This is a genomic window from Ruegeria sp. SATB045, from assembly GCF_059613525.1.
This window is the reverse complement of the sequence record NZ_JBXWSR010000020.1, coordinates 449,836-462,299: the sequence shown is the minus strand read 5'-3', so window position 1 is coordinate 462,299 and position 12,464 is coordinate 449,836. Positions and strand designations below refer to the sequence as shown.

The 12,464-nt window shown below is 56.8% G+C and carries 19 protein-coding genes; 7 read left to right on the top strand and 12 right to left on the bottom strand.

What is annotated here, in order from left to right:
* Genes AC2FNR_RS09875 through AC2FNR_RS09865 form a run of 3 tightly spaced genes read right to left on the bottom strand, consistent with a single transcriptional unit; the run spans nt 1 to nt 893 of the window.
* Entirely contained in the window at nt 1-369 is a 369-nt protein-coding gene (locus AC2FNR_RS09875; RefSeq protein ID WP_170752445.1) for a hypothetical protein, read from the bottom strand.
* A 41-nt stretch (nt 370-410) separates the two neighbouring features.
* Complete coding sequence (locus tag AC2FNR_RS09870) at nt 411-728, bottom strand: ArsC/Spx/MgsR family protein (RefSeq protein WP_496848935.1); 318 nt, start codon at nt 726-728, stop codon at nt 411-413.
* Between the two features lie 30 nt (nt 729-758).
* Nucleotides 759-893, bottom strand: coding sequence for a hypothetical protein (locus AC2FNR_RS09865; protein ID WP_269149578.1), 135 nt, complete (start codon nt 891-893; stop codon nt 759-761).
* Between the two features lie 50 nt (nt 894-943).
* On the opposite strand from AC2FNR_RS09865, the gene AC2FNR_RS09860 reads away from it, so the two are divergent.
* Nucleotides 944-1,150, top strand: a complete 207-nt coding sequence (locus AC2FNR_RS09860; RefSeq protein ID WP_008758035.1) for a cold-shock protein — start codon at nt 944-946, stop codon at nt 1,148-1,150.
* A gap of 76 nt (nt 1,151-1,226) precedes the next feature.
* Here the strand turns inward: AC2FNR_RS09860 and AC2FNR_RS09855 are convergent, their stop codons facing one another.
* Nucleotides 1,227-1,427: a hypothetical protein gene (locus AC2FNR_RS09855; RefSeq protein WP_480844989.1), complete on the bottom strand. Its 201-nt coding sequence runs from the start codon at nt 1,425-1,427 to the stop codon at nt 1,227-1,229.
* A gap of 159 nt (nt 1,428-1,586) precedes the next feature.
* A complete protein-coding gene (gene thyX, locus AC2FNR_RS09850) occupies nt 1,587-2,498 on the bottom strand; it encodes an FAD-dependent thymidylate synthase (protein ID WP_496848934.1) in 912 nt (303 codons plus the stop codon).
* A gap of 177 nt (nt 2,499-2,675) precedes the next feature.
* Between thyX and AC2FNR_RS09845 the strand changes: the two genes are divergently transcribed.
* The 3 genes from AC2FNR_RS09845 to AC2FNR_RS09835 are packed head-to-tail and all read left to right on the top strand — an operon-like array spanning nt 2,676 to nt 4,524.
* Nucleotides 2,676-3,104, top strand: a complete 429-nt coding sequence (locus AC2FNR_RS09845) for a VOC family protein (protein ID WP_496848933.1) — start codon at nt 2,676-2,678, stop codon at nt 3,102-3,104.
* On the top strand, nt 3,101-3,805 hold the full coding sequence (locus AC2FNR_RS09840; protein WP_496848932.1) for a DUF1194 domain-containing protein: 705 nt from the start codon (nt 3,101-3,103) through the stop codon (nt 3,803-3,805). Before AC2FNR_RS09845 ends, AC2FNR_RS09840 begins: the two co-directional genes overlap by 4 nt.
* Complete coding sequence (locus tag AC2FNR_RS09835; protein WP_496848931.1) at nt 3,802-4,524, top strand: DUF1194 domain-containing protein; 723 nt, start codon at nt 3,802-3,804, stop codon at nt 4,522-4,524. The genes AC2FNR_RS09840 and AC2FNR_RS09835 overlap by 4 nt, the downstream gene beginning before the upstream one ends.
* Here AC2FNR_RS09835 and AC2FNR_RS09830 read toward each other — a convergent pair whose 3' ends face one another.
* The 3 genes from AC2FNR_RS09830 to AC2FNR_RS09820 all read right to left on the bottom strand — a co-directional run bounded on the left by AC2FNR_RS09830 (nt 4,525) and on the right by AC2FNR_RS09820 (nt 5,747).
* Nucleotides 4,525-5,022: a MarR family winged helix-turn-helix transcriptional regulator gene (locus AC2FNR_RS09830; RefSeq protein ID WP_170354630.1), complete on the bottom strand. Its 498-nt coding sequence runs from the start codon at nt 5,020-5,022 to the stop codon at nt 4,525-4,527. It lies immediately after the preceding gene.
* Between the two features lie 78 nt (nt 5,023-5,100).
* The gene (locus AC2FNR_RS09825; protein WP_480865891.1) at nt 5,101-5,358 is read right to left on the bottom strand and encodes a succinate dehydrogenase assembly factor 2; all 258 of its coding nucleotides are present in this window, start codon (nt 5,356-5,358) and stop codon (nt 5,101-5,103) included.
* Nucleotides 5,355-5,747: a helix-turn-helix domain-containing protein gene (locus AC2FNR_RS09820; protein WP_170354632.1), complete on the bottom strand. Its 393-nt coding sequence runs from the start codon at nt 5,745-5,747 to the stop codon at nt 5,355-5,357. Before AC2FNR_RS09820 ends, AC2FNR_RS09825 begins: the two co-directional genes overlap by 4 nt.
* A gap of 91 nt (nt 5,748-5,838) precedes the next feature.
* Between AC2FNR_RS09820 and AC2FNR_RS09815 the strand changes: the two genes are divergently transcribed.
* Nucleotides 5,839-7,041 (top strand): pyridoxal phosphate-dependent aminotransferase, encoded by a 1,203-nt coding sequence (locus AC2FNR_RS09815; RefSeq protein ID WP_496848930.1) that lies wholly within the window; start codon nt 5,839-5,841, stop codon nt 7,039-7,041.
* Between the two features lie 13 nt (nt 7,042-7,054).
* The gene (locus AC2FNR_RS09810; protein WP_170752425.1) at nt 7,055-7,456 is read left to right on the top strand and encodes a hypothetical protein; all 402 of its coding nucleotides are present in this window, start codon (nt 7,055-7,057) and stop codon (nt 7,454-7,456) included.
* Here AC2FNR_RS09810 and AC2FNR_RS09805 read toward each other — a convergent pair.
* On the bottom strand, nt 7,453-8,814 hold the full coding sequence (locus AC2FNR_RS09805; RefSeq protein WP_170752423.1) for an MATE family efflux transporter: 1,362 nt from the start codon (nt 8,812-8,814) through the stop codon (nt 7,453-7,455). The genes AC2FNR_RS09810 and AC2FNR_RS09805 overlap by 4 nt on opposite strands.
* 105 nt (nt 8,815-8,919) lie before the next feature.
* Nucleotides 8,920-9,828, bottom strand: coding sequence for a polyphosphate kinase 2 (gene ppk2 / locus AC2FNR_RS09800; protein ID WP_170354636.1), 909 nt, complete (start codon nt 9,826-9,828; stop codon nt 8,920-8,922).
* A gap of 128 nt (nt 9,829-9,956) precedes the next feature.
* On the opposite strand from ppk2, the gene AC2FNR_RS09795 reads away from it, so the two are divergent.
* Nucleotides 9,957-10,832, top strand: a complete 876-nt coding sequence (locus tag AC2FNR_RS09795; RefSeq protein WP_496848929.1) for an alpha/beta fold hydrolase — start codon at nt 9,957-9,959, stop codon at nt 10,830-10,832.
* Between the two features lie 4 nt (nt 10,833-10,836).
* Here AC2FNR_RS09795 and AC2FNR_RS09790 read toward each other — a convergent pair whose 3' ends face one another.
* Together AC2FNR_RS09790 and AC2FNR_RS09785 are read right to left on the bottom strand one after the other, a co-directional pair.
* Nucleotides 10,837-11,445 carry a carboxymuconolactone decarboxylase family protein gene (locus AC2FNR_RS09790; protein WP_170354638.1) on the bottom strand — a complete coding sequence of 203 codons (609 nt, stop codon included), beginning with the start codon at nt 11,443-11,445 and terminating at the stop codon, nt 10,837-10,839.
* A 91-nt stretch (nt 11,446-11,536) separates the two neighbouring features.
* The gene (locus AC2FNR_RS09785; protein ID WP_496848928.1) at nt 11,537-12,349 is read right to left on the bottom strand and encodes a class I SAM-dependent methyltransferase; all 813 of its coding nucleotides are present in this window, start codon (nt 12,347-12,349) and stop codon (nt 11,537-11,539) included.
* Nucleotides 12,350-12,464 lie beyond the last annotated feature (115 nt).

Here is a 12,464-nt window from a genome sequence, read left to right as displayed (position 1 = left end):
TTAGAAATGCGCCTTGGGCTCGTCCGGTTTACCCGCGGCCAGCCCAAGGGCCCCTGCCACCCCGGCAAATGCAACCGGGAACATGGTAAAGGCATTGAACCCAAACGCGTAATACATGCCGCCGGCTGAAATTAGCAACAATGCCCCGCCAATCAATGCCCTCGCCTTGGCCATAGCCCCTCCGGCAATCGCCAGCAAAGGTGCCAGGATCGACATAGCCTGGATAAGCTGCGCGTTGTCCACCTGCTCGGCAAGGCCGTCGATCTCTCCGAACCGGTCGATCAGTTCGACATATCCATAGCCCACAAAACCGACCAACATGCCGATTAGCCCGGCAATCACACCCAAAATCATCGCTGCGTTACGCATCTTTCGTCCTCTTGCTTGCGCCTTTGCAGATAAGCATCCGCTCAGTCGACGCCAAGAGCCGCCTTCGTCGCCGCCGTCCAGCCAAGAAAAAGCTGCCCGTCACGCTCGATCAAAGGACGTTTCATCAAGGTCGGATGATCGTGCAACAGCTCCAGCGGTGCCCGCGCGCGCTCGTCTTCGCTTAGGCCCCGCCATGTCGTGGACCGGGTGTTGAGCAAAGCCTCGCCGAATTGTGTAAATGCCTGTGACAGCACTGTTTCGGGCACCCCATCCGCTCGCACGTCGACAAAATCAACACCTTTCAATGATTTCAGTACCTTACGGCAGGTATCACAGTTCTTTAGTCCATATAGGCGCATTTTAGGGGGCTTCCTATGCTTGTGTGAATTTTAGGCAAATTCGCCAAGGTGTTCCGGTAATTCTTGATTTTTTACTTCACCGTGCAATGTTGAAAAAGACGAAATACGCAATTCGGGCCGAAGCGTGTGGGCGCGGCGGTGATGAAAGGCGGTGGCGTCAATCACTTCCCCCACCAATTTGTGGGACAACGTGTAAGTAGAAGGAGACACGGGAAATGCCAACTGGCACCGTGAAATGGTTTAATACCACTAAAGGCTATGGGTTTATTGCCCCCGATGAAGGTGGCAAGGACGTATTTGTACATATCTCGGCTGTTGAACGGTCAGGTCTGACCGGGCTCGCAGACAATCAGAAAGTCTCATACGAATTGCAGGACGGACGCGACGGTCGCCAGATGGCCGCCGATTTGAAACCGTTGTAAGGCCCCCTCCCGACGGGAAGACAAAGCAGGGCAACGGCCAATTTCCGGCCGTTGACCAATAATGGTTCGACCAATGTTAACCGCGCGCCGGATCTGTGTCGGCGTGCGTGAACCAGTCTTGACCCATCGCAACGATGCAGGACGTGCCGGTCGAATAAGTGACAACCATCGTCCAATCACCTTTCTCGCTAGTCCAGACTTCCATGATCTGTTCGGGACTGCGCACCCCGGTGGCCGCGCGCTGCGAGCCGAACTGACGTTCAAGCTTGTCGTGCATTCGGGATGTCGGTTCACACAATACCTCGGCAATCGGAGACTTGGCGAAAACCGGGCCGCCAAGCAAGCAAAAGAGGCATGCAAATCGGATGTAAGAAAGACATGTCATGAAGCCAATGTAACAGCTTCACGACAAAACGTATAGACAAACGATATGCGATTAGCTTTCGCGGATGACGGCCTCAAACTCGCGCCACTCGCGGGCGGTCATTCCCGAATTTTCCTGAGAAACGGTTTCCCCGGACAACATTCGCCGCAGGCAGTCGACCATCTGCGCGGATAGATTCACCGCGCCAAGACGGTAATCTTCAAACGCCTTGTAAGCGAAAGGAACCCAGTCGGCGACGATTTTGCACATCGTGTCCGCATATACACGGATTTCATATTGCGCGTGGGGGTCCGCTCGCAGCCGCAGGAAGTGGAACAGATTGTGCAGGTCCACCTTCCAGTACCATTGAGTGTAGATATTCGCCGGAAGGTTCATCCGCGCCAGTTCACGTGCCAGACCCTGCTGACCATCCTGATTGATCATCGCCTCATAATTGTCGTAGCAACGGGCACTGTCTGCCTTGAGCATTTCAAGTACGCGCGCGGCTTCTTCGCCCTGCAGCGCGTCGCCCCGGCCCTGGTTGTTCACTTCGGATTGCGCCGCCACATGGTCGGGCGCGGGGATATAGAACTCGCGGTCCAGGATAGAATAGCGTGCCGAGTATTCGTTCACATTCGCCGTCCGATGCCGGATCCATTGCCGCGCCACAAAGACGGGCAGTTTCACATGCAGCTTGATCTCGCACATTTCAAAAGGGGTCGAGTGCCAGTGACGCATCAGGTAACGGATCAGGCCCTCATCATTCTGTACGGATTTGGTACCCTTGCCATAGGACACACGGGCAGCCTGACAAATCGCCGCGTCGTCGCCCATATAGTCGATCACACGCACAAAACCGTGGTCCAGAACCTGATGCGCGGTGTACAGGTGATCCTCCATCCCCGGGGCAACAACACGACGCGTTTGATACGATTGCGCCCGTTGCGCTTCGATCTCGGTCAGTTGGTCAGAGGACAGCGGCATGAAATTTCCTTTCCAGCGAATGAGTCGCAGACCACTATATATCGGCAAAACCACGACAGGAACCGCGATATGTGCGCTAACTTGCGCAAACTCTAAATTGTGTCCGCCGCGCCCCTCGACAGACTACGTTAGCGCGCTAAGGTGCATGGCATCACCTGAACAAAAAAGGAAACCGCAATGGGGCTGACATACCTCCACACCATGGTCCGTGTGAAAGATCTTGAGAAATCCATGGCGTTTTACGAACTGCTGGGGCTACAAGAAACCCGCCGGTATGACAGTGAACAGGGGCGGTTTTCGCTGATCTTCATGGCGCCTCCGGGGCAAGAAGATCGTCCGATCGAGCTGACATATAACTGGGATGGCGACGACGGATTACCTGGCGATAGCCGCCATTTCGGTCATTTGGCCTACGGGGTCGATAATATCTACGAAATGTGCCAACTGCTTCAGGAAAACGGCGTGGTGATCAACCGGCCGCCGCGCGACGGGCGCATGGCGTTTGTGCGCTCGCCAGACAACATTTCGGTCGAGCTGCTGCAAAACGGCGACGCGCTGGACCCCGCCGAACCCTGGGCCAGCATGGAGAGCACCGGTCATTGGTGATCCGCTGGCTGGCAACCTTGGGCTTGGCCGTATTGGCCAGCCCCTTGCGGGCCGAGACCTGCCGACTGGCGCTTGCCTTGGCGATGGACATATCGACCTCGGTGGACGCCACTGAAGACACACTGCAAAGGCAGGGTCTGGCCGCGGCTCTTGTCGCGCCTGAAGTGACCGAGGCGTTTTTCTCATCCCCAATGCCCGTTGCGCTTGCGGTCTATGAATGGAGCGGGCGCAGCACGCAGCGCGTCATTCTGAACTGGTCGATGATACGTACACGGGCGGATTTGCTGGCTGCAGCCAAGACGATCCAGCAATCAGTTCGTTCCGACAGCGGATCGGCCACGGCGATGGGATATGCGTTGGCTTTTGGCGCGACACTGATGCAGCAAGCCCCGCCCTGCCTTTTCCAGACCATTGATCTGTCTGGTGATGGGTCGAACAATGACGGGTACGGGCCGGATTCGGCCTACCGCCACTTTCCGTTTCAGGACGTCGTGGTGAACGGGCTGGTCATCAACGCTGCTGATTTCGAAGGCGAGCTGTTCCTTATCCCGTTTTTCGAGAACAATGTCCTGCATGGCCCCGGCGCTTTTCTTGAAGTGGCGCAAGGGTTCGAAGACTTCGAGCGCGCCATGCGCCGGAAGCTTGAGAGGGAATTGCAGGGCCTGCAAATCGGCGCTCTATCCGGTGAAGCGCCAAAATGATCCGGTACCTTGCCGCTGTCGCAGTCTTTTGGGGAACACCTGCCTTGTCTGAGTGCAGACAGGCTCTGGCATTGGGTCTGGATGTCTCTGGCTCGGTCGATAGCGCCGAATACAGGTTGCAACTCGGTGGTCTGGCCGCTGCCCTGCAACGACCCAAGGTCAAGCAACTGCTTCTTTCGGGCCTTGGCCCTGCGGTGCGGCTCGCCGTATTCGAATGGAGTGAGGCCAGTCATCAGCGCATGCTGCTGGACTGGACAGAAATCCGATCCGACGAACAACTAGCTGGCATTTCAAACCTGTTAAACTCGGTAACGCGCAGCTCGGCGCCTCAGGGGACAGCAGTTGGATCGGCAATGCTGTTTGGGGCTGAATTACTGTCCCAACAGCCAGAGTGCTGGAAGCAAACGCTGGACCTTTCTGGCGACGGAAAGCACAACATTGGCCCTCACCCCCGCGAGGTGAAACAAGCACTGCAAGTCAGCGGGATCACCATCAACGGACTAGTGATCGGCCCCGATGACGCCAATGTCGGGGACAAGCGCGACGTACAGATCAGTGAGTTATCCGCTTATTACAATGCCTGGGTCATTCTAGGCCCCGACGCCTTTGTCGAGGTTGCCGTCGGGTTCGAAGCCTATGAGGATGCGATGACCCGCAAGCTAATCCGCGAGCTTGAGGGCTTGGTCCTGTCCGACGCCGGGCCATACACCCGACCCTGATCAGTAAATATAACGGATCTGGTCCGTCCAATACCGTTCAACCCGACGGAGAGAGGTGGTGATGTCCTCGATCCCCTCAAGCCCCAACACGCCACGTGACTGCAAACCATCGGCATGGCGCGCGAACAGCTCGGACACAGTGTCACGAATTTCACGTCCACGCGGCGTCAAACGCACACGGACCGAACGGCGGTCAATCTCGCAACGCTGGTGGTGCATATAGCCCATCTCAACCAGCTTTTTCAGGTTATAGCTGACATTACTGCCCTGGTAATATCCTCGGCTTTTCAGCTCACCTGCCGTGACTTCATGATCGCCGATGTTGAAAAGCAGCAATGCCTGAACCGCGTTGATTTCAAGTACGCCGACACGTTCGAACTCGTCCTTGATGACGTCCAAAAGCAAACGGTGCAGCCGTTCGACAAGGGCAAGCGCCTCAAGATAACTGGTCATGAAGCCCTTGGCCCCGTGCGCGGAGACCTGCATTTCCATACTCATCCGATCCTCCGATTCAATCGCGCTGTTTCAGGCAGAATGAATCGAAAAACCGAAAATTCCGTTAAACCGTCTTTTTCTTTATTTTTGAAATGTTTGTGCGATATCAGTTATCAGATCCCCGAACCGCTCTGGGGCGGTGACCTGCCCGGTCACCCATTGATACAGGTCCTGATCATTTTCGTGCAGCAGCGCATCATAGGTTTCCAACCCCGCACTGTCCATCGCCGCCAAATTGCGTTCGGCATACGCTTGCAGGATCAGGTCCATTTCCTTAATCCCCCGGCGCATGGAGCGCATTTTCAATCGCTTGATCTGAACGTCACGCGGCTCGGTCATTGATTTCGCTCCAACATCAGGCGCACGCGTTTCTCCAACTTGGCGGCCCGTTCGGCGCTGGCCCGCATCTCGCCACGGATGGCGCGCAACTCGGTCACGACTTCAACAAGCTCAGGCGCGTTTTCCACCACTTCAACCGGGGCATCCATGCCCTCACCCTCGCCAGTCAAAAGCCACATGATCGAGACGTTGATCATTCCAGCCATCATCGACAAACGGTTGGCGCGCGGCTCAGACAGGTCGTTTTCCCAAGCGACGATCGTGGCCTTCTTGACGCCAAGCCGCCGCGCAAGCTGCGATTGCGTCATACCTGCCGCTTCACGCGCGCCTGCCAGCCGGTCGCCAAAAGTTGCTGATTCCGGGCCGTACCAGTCGCTTTCATCGTTCATTCGCGTCTCCAATTCCACTGTGCATATCGCTTGATCGTCATTCGGGCGCACCCTATGACAGACAGGTTGAACATACAAACCGAGGCCGATCATGAGTTTCCTGTCTGCGACACTGTCACGCGTAAAACCATCACCGACCATCGCAATGACAGCGAAAGCCGCCGAATTGAAGGCCGCAGGGCGCGACGTCATCGGACTGAGCGCGGGCGAACCCGATTTCGACACGCCGCAGAACATCAAGGACGCGGCTGTCGCCGCCATTGCCGCGGGGAAAACGAAATACACCGCGCCCGATGGCATCCCCGAGTTGAAACAGGCGGCTTGTGCCAAAATGAAACGTGATCACGGGTTGGACTATAAGCCTGCCCAGATCTCGGTAGGTACCGGCGGCAAGCAGACGCTGTATAACGCCTTAATGGCTACCATGAACGACGGCGATGAGGTGATCATCCCCGCCCCCTACTGGGTCAGCTATCCCGATATGGTTCTGCTGGCAGGCGGCACGCCGGTCGTGGTGGAAACAACCTTGGAAAACCAGTTCAAGCTGACAGCCGAACAGCTTGAGGCCGCGATCACGCCGAACACCAAGTGGTTCATCTTCAACTCTCCGTCCAACCCTACTGGTGCGGGTTACAGCCGGGCCGAGCTAAAGGCGTTAACCGATGTGCTGATGCGTCATCCGCATGTTTGGATCATGTCTGATGATATGTATGAACATCTCGCCTATGACGGGTTCGAATTCTGCACCCCGGCTGAGATCGAACCCGGCCTGTATGAGCGCACACTAACCTGTAACGGTGTGTCCAAAGCCTATGCCATGACCGGCTGGCGGATCGGGTATGCCGCAGGCCCGGCCGAGTTGATCGCAGCGATGCGCAAGATCCAATCGCAGTCGACCTCGAACCCTTGTTCGGTCAGCCAATGGGCTGCGGTCGAGGCGCTGAACGGCACGCAGGATTTTCTGGCCCCTAATGCCGAGACATTCAAACGACGCCGCGATCTTGTGGTGAAGATGCTAAACCAGATCGACGGCATCACCTGCCCCACGCCCGAAGGTGCTTTTTACGTCTATCCTTCGATCGCGGGTCTGATCGGAAAAACAACCCCGGCGGGTACCGTGATCGCATCGGATGAGGCATTTGCCACAGCGTTGCTGGAAGAGGCTGACGTTGCCGTTGTTTTTGGTGCCGCGTTTGGCTTGTCTCCGAATTTCCGTGTCAGCTATGCTACATCGGATGAAGCGCTGACCGAGGCTTGCACCCGCATCCAAAATTTCTGCGCCGCACTGACCTGAGCCCGGAGGCCGTATGGCGACTGAACTGCCCGAATACTATTTCCGTATCCGCGAGAATGGAGCTGCGGTATTCCGGATCGACACGGAAAACCGCCAGCAACGGATCGAGATGGACCAGATCGCCGTCATCAACATCCGAAATGGCGAGGTCAAACCGCAAGGCCAGCGCACCCTGACCGAAGCCGACCAAGCCGAAATCGCGCGCTGGATGGAGGCGCGCAAGGCCTTGCTGGCCCAGCGCGACATGGATGATATCCACCGGGCCGTGGATTACCTGAACCTGACGACTCAATGGGCACAGTCAAAGGCGACCGATGATCAGCTTGAGGATGTGACCGACAGATTGTTGATGGCCATGCATGACCTGCGCAGCGTCCTCGTGCGCAAAAAGGCGGATCGACTCAGCAAGGGCTAAGCCGCCACCGGCACAGACCGAACCGATCGCATCCAGAACCGTGCCATCAGAAGCACCGCCGCACAAGCCAGCCCCAGAACAAGACCCAGCCAGACTCCAATTCCGTCCATCCCCCGGACAAAGCCAAAGTAATACGACGCTGGAATGCCCACGACCCAATAGCTAAGCCCTGCCATTACCATCGGCACTTTGGCGTCCTGCAAACCACGCAACAGGCCCAGCGCAATCACCTGCGCGCCATCCACCAGTTGGAACAGGGCCGCCATGGCCAGCAACCCGGTGCCAATCAACAGGATTTCCCCCCGCTGCGGATCGTCTGTTTCCATAAACAACGAGATCAACGGCTCGGCGCAGGTCAGGAACAGGATGACCGTCAGCACCGACATCACCAAAGACATGCCCGTTACGGCAATCGCGCCTTTTTCCAGATGCGCCCGGTCCTTGCGGCCCAGCGCATTACCCGCTCGGATCGTGGCTGCGTTCGACAGGCCCAGATGCACCATGAACGTGGCCGAGGCCAAATTCAGCGCGATCCCGTGCGCCGCCAGCGGCACCTGACCCAGCCACCCCATCATGATCGCGGACATCGCAAACAAGCTAACCTCGGCCAGAGTAGTCAATCCGATGGGCACGCCTAGACGCAGGACGCTGAAGAAGAACTCCCAATCCGGGCGCCAGAAACGCTGAAACAGGCTGTGTTCGGGCAAGACACGCACCGCATAGATCACCACAAAGACCAGCGAAACGATCTGTGTAACCACCGAGGCGACGGCGGCGCCGATCACGCCCATCTCGGGCGCGCCCCAGTTCCCGAAGATCAGCGCATAGTTAGTTAGGCCGTTGACCACGGCGGCTGTTACCGTAATCCAAAGAACGATCTGGGTCCGTTCCAACGCGGCCAGATAAGACTTCAAGACCATCACGATAAGCGCCGGGAACAGGCCCCACCCTGCGACCCGCAGGTACTGGGAAGCCGTTCGCGCAACATCAGGGTCCTGATCCAAAGCAATCAGGATCGGGTAGGACCACCATAGCAACGGCATCATAAGAGCCGCATAGATCAGTGACAGCCACAACCCCATGCGGGTCGAGCGGCGAATACTCGTCTCGTCCTCTTCAGCAGCGGCCGTGGCGACGATAGGCATAACGGCCCAGCCGAACCCGGCCCCGAACAGAAACAGCACGAAATAGTAGCTGCTGGCCAAGGTTACAGCAGCCAAAGCCTCGACCCCGTACCAGCCCAGCATGATCGTATCGGTCAGGCCGATAGCGAACTGCGCCAGATGCCCGCCCACCAACGGCAGGCCGAGCACGGCGATGGCCCGGAAGTGGCCGCGATATGTCATCACCTTGTTCATTGCCCCAGCCTTATGCCCGGCTAGAAGCCGGGACAAGACCAGATCAACGAAATTTCAAGATGAGACTCTCGATCAAGAGCCGGTAATCAGCTTCGAATGGCCCTTTCAAGCGTCCGGATGCAGAGACGTACCCAGTATGTGCTCGGAGCGATGGATCACGTGATGTGCCTGCCCGACGATCAGCGGATCCGGGTCGCTTACGATGTCATGGTTCTTACCGGGATAGTCCAGCGTCGACAGGAAGTGGCGCATCGTGTTCAGACGGGCACGTTTCTTGTCGTTGGACTTGATGATCGTCCAGGGCGCATCGGCGGTATCGGTGTAGAAGAACATCGCCTCTTTCGCCTCGGTGTAGTCGTCCCACTTGCTAAGGCTCGCCTTGTCGATCGGTGACAATTTCCACTGTTTCAGCGGGTCGGTTTCACGGCTTTTGAACCGGCGCTGTTGCTCTTCCTGCGTGACTGAGAACCAGTATTTGTAAAGCTGAATGCCAGAGCGCACCAGCATCCGCTCAAAATCCGGGGTCTGGCGCATGAACTCCAGATACTCATTGGGCGAACAAAAGCCCATCACCCGCTCAACGCCCGCGCGGTTGTACCAGGAGCGGTCATAAAAGACCATTTCGCCCACGGTCGGCAGTTCCTGAATATAGCGCTGGTAATACCACTGACCCTTTTCTTCCCAGGTGGGTTTGTTCAACGCGACCACACGGGCCTGACGCGGGTTCAGGTGCTCCATGAACCGTTTGATCGTGCCACCCTTTCCAGCAGCGTCGCGGCCTTCAAACAACAACACAAACCGCTGACCCGTCTCTTGCGCCCACAGCTGAACCTTCAGCAACTCGGCCTGCAACTCGGCCTTTTGCGCCTCATACGTCCTACGCGCCATTTTGCGACCATAGGGGTATTTGCCGCTTTCAAAAGCCAGGCGAATTTTCTCGGGACTGGGCGCTGCAGAGGCGGGCACCACAGTAACGGGCGTTTCTGTCTTTTCTATCTGTGCCGCTGTTTCCATTCAGTTTCTCCTTGCTAAGCTTGTTAGATGAAAGGCTAACAGGGACCGGCACTTCGCGCTTTGATTGGTGTCAAATTGCTGTATCTTAGGTGCTCTGTATTTCGATTTCAGACCATAGGGTTAGCCCCATGAACAGCAGGTTTGTCACACTCGACGGTCAGCCGTTTTTTCTACGCGGCTGGGGTGATCCCAATTTGCACACGCTGCTGCTGCTGCACGGCTTTCCAGAATATGGCGGCGCATGGGCCGATCTGGCACCGTACCTCGCCCAGCACTACCATTGTGTTGCGCCGGATCAGCGCGGTTACGGGCAAAGCTGGGTGCCGGAAAGCGTTGGCCACTACACCCTGTCCAACCTGGTGACGGACATGGCCGCACTGATCGAAACGCAGGGCGGGCCTGTAACGGTTCTGGGTCACGATTGGGGGGCTTCGGTGGCCTATGGCCTGGCTATGTTTCGGCCCGAACTGGTCGACCGCCTGATCATCGCGAACGGAGTTCATCCGGTTCCATTTCAGCGCGCCATGGCGGCCGGAGGAGCGCAGTCCGCAGCCTCGCAATATATCAATGACCTGCGCGCCGAGGACGCAGCCGATCGATTTTCAGCCAATAACTTCGCCCTGCTTGAACGTTTCTTCAGATACGGCATGGGGTTGGATTGGTTGTCTGATCATCAGATGCAAGACTATCGCACCGAATGGGGTCGGCCCGGTCGGTTGAACGCTATGTTGAACTGGTATCGCGCTTCTCCTTTGGTGGTGGCCAAACCGGGCGAGCCTTTGACGGACCTGCCCGAGTTGCCGGTAGAGCGCCTGATGGTCCGATGCCCGCATCTGCTTCTTTGGGGACCGGAAGACAAAGCGCTGCTGCCAGAGGCGACCTCTGGGCTCGAAACCTTCGCGCCCGACCTGAAGCGTGTCGACATTCCCGGTGCCGATCACTGGCTGCATCACCAACGACCTGATGCAATGGCGCAGGCAATTCTGGACTGGAGCGGTGCCTGACGGCCTAGCGATGCCCCCAATCCGCCGGGTCCTCGGAGTTGTTGGGCGATAGTCCCAAAACATCCCCATCGGTGTCGCACCCCAGCCCCAGAACAGTGCGGTTGGCATACGAGAAATAGGCGCAGACCTGATTAATCTCGAGTATCTGGCCGTCATCCCACCCCGCCGCGCGTAACGCGTCGATATCTGCTTCTGTCATATCCGCCGGTGCCTGAGTCAACATGCGCGCATAATGCATCCCAGCGACCTGCGCGGCATCCAAAGGGGCGGTATCTGGCGCTTTGGCCTCAATCGCTGCACGAATAGCTTCTGCGCGTGCAGGATCGTCCAGCAAACGCTGTAGACCACTGAAGTGATGCTCGACACAGTATCCACAACGATTCAACGAACTGACCCAGACGCCCAGAACCTCGAGAAACCATTTCGGAATGGTGTTGGCCGAATGGTGCAACACGTTTTTGTACAACGCCATGTGGCCTTCCATCGAATGCGGGCGCAGGGAATGCACCATCATGATGTTGTCAACGTTGTTCCCCGGCCCGGTGACCCGTTCATACAGTTTCTTCAGTCGACCTGTTGCCTGCTCGAAGGGCACCGTCTTGATCCAACTCATTCCACTTCCTTACGATTTTGGTCGCGTCAATCACAGATTGAGTTGTTACCGGCGATGCCCCAGGAGGCAAGCTTCGATTTCAAAGGTGGGGTTAATCCATTTGTCCGACAAAAGTCGTGGCCGACAAGGGCATCACCATGTCCTCTGACCCAAATCGCTGATCCAATGCCTTTGCCATTTCCACCGCGACCTCCTCGGGATCGGCACCGCCGCGCTCTTTTATTTCGTCCACCAAAGGGTTTCCGAACACCAAAGCGCGCGAGAATGCCGCGGGATCCAGGATCTTTTTACTCAACCGTATCGTCTGGAATGTCACATTGTGCCAACCGGCGGCGGACAAGTCAGCCAATACGGCCTGCGGGTCTCCGTAGTGAAACGGAACTTGGTAAAAACCCGGAGGGTCGTCCGGGAAGACCTGCGCAACAACGTCCTGAGCCATCTGCGAAACCGGGTTTTCAGCCATAGAACTCCAGACATTAAAAACGTAACGCCCTCGGGGTTTCAGCGCTCTCGCGGCCTCACGGAACGAGGCGACTTTGTCGGGAAAAAACATCACGCCAAACTGACACACCATCAAATCGAACTTTGGTGTTTCGAATGGCAGTTCCATCGCGTTGACAACGTCAAAACGAACGTTTTCCGAGCTAGAAAACTTAGTCTTGGCAACATCCAACATAGGCGCGTTCAAATCAGTGACCAGCAGGTTTGCTGTTGCAGGCAACTGATCTCGGAGCATTCTGCTGACTATGCCGGTTCCGGCTGCAAGTTCGACCACTTCGCTAGCGGGTTCGCTGCAACATGTCTCGACCAAGTGTTGTGCGTAATCGACGAAAATATTTGGTCCAAGACCAGTGTCATAATATGTCGGAATGTCACCAATAAACTCTGCGGAATTTGCCGTCATCCAATTGCCCCTAGTTGATAGAAAATACAAACTGCCCCCATCTTAGTCGAAAACAGGCCATATACGAAAACCCGCGTGATCCTCGCATTTTTCTACAACACTTCGCGCCCCTCTT

What these genes read in the sequence shown, in the direction of transcription:
- ppk2 (WP_170354636.1), bottom strand. Translation starts at nt 9,828, where the DNA reads ATGGAAACAGCGGCACAGATAGAAAAGACAGAAACGCCCGTTACTGTG.
- AC2FNR_RS09875 (WP_170752445.1), bottom strand. Translation starts at nt 369, where the DNA reads ATGCGTAACGCAGCGATGATTTTGGGTGTGATTGCCGGGCTAATCGGC.
- AC2FNR_RS09805 (WP_170752423.1), bottom strand. Translation starts at nt 8,814, where the DNA reads ATGAACAAGGTGATGACATATCGCGGCCACTTCCGGGCCATCGCCGTG.
- AC2FNR_RS09830 (WP_170354630.1), bottom strand. Translation starts at nt 5,022, where the DNA reads ATGAGTATGGAAATGCAGGTCTCCGCGCACGGGGCCAAGGGCTTCATG.
- AC2FNR_RS09835 (WP_496848931.1), top strand. Translation starts at nt 3,802, where the DNA reads ATGATCCGGTACCTTGCCGCTGTCGCAGTCTTTTGGGGAACACCTGCC.
- AC2FNR_RS09790 (WP_170354638.1), bottom strand. Translation starts at nt 11,445, where the DNA reads ATGAGTTGGATCAAGACGGTGCCCTTCGAGCAGGCAACAGGTCGACTG.
- AC2FNR_RS09785 (WP_496848928.1), bottom strand. Translation starts at nt 12,349, where the DNA reads ATGACGGCAAATTCCGCAGAGTTTATTGGTGACATTCCGACATATTAT.
- AC2FNR_RS09810 (WP_170752425.1), top strand. Translation starts at nt 7,055, where the DNA reads ATGGCGACTGAACTGCCCGAATACTATTTCCGTATCCGCGAGAATGGA.
- AC2FNR_RS09820 (WP_170354632.1), bottom strand. Translation starts at nt 5,747, where the DNA reads ATGAACGATGAAAGCGACTGGTACGGCCCGGAATCAGCAACTTTTGGC.
- AC2FNR_RS09795 (WP_496848929.1), top strand. Translation starts at nt 9,957, where the DNA reads ATGAACAGCAGGTTTGTCACACTCGACGGTCAGCCGTTTTTTCTACGC.
- AC2FNR_RS09815 (WP_496848930.1), top strand. Translation starts at nt 5,839, where the DNA reads ATGAGTTTCCTGTCTGCGACACTGTCACGCGTAAAACCATCACCGACC.
- AC2FNR_RS09870 (WP_496848935.1), bottom strand. Translation starts at nt 728, where the DNA reads ATGCGCCTATATGGACTAAAGAACTGTGATACCTGCCGTAAGGTACTG.
- AC2FNR_RS09845 (WP_496848933.1), top strand. Translation starts at nt 2,676, where the DNA reads ATGGGGCTGACATACCTCCACACCATGGTCCGTGTGAAAGATCTTGAG.
- AC2FNR_RS09855 (WP_480844989.1), bottom strand. Translation starts at nt 1,427, where the DNA reads ATGCACGACAAGCTTGAACGTCAGTTCGGCTCGCAGCGCGCGGCCACC.
- AC2FNR_RS09860 (WP_008758035.1), top strand. Translation starts at nt 944, where the DNA reads ATGCCAACTGGCACCGTGAAATGGTTTAATACCACTAAAGGCTATGGG.
- AC2FNR_RS09825 (WP_480865891.1), bottom strand. Translation starts at nt 5,358, where the DNA reads ATGACCGAGCCGCGTGACGTTCAGATCAAGCGATTGAAAATGCGCTCC.
- thyX (WP_496848934.1), bottom strand. Translation starts at nt 2,498, where the DNA reads ATGCCGCTGTCCTCTGACCAACTGACCGAGATCGAAGCGCAACGGGCG.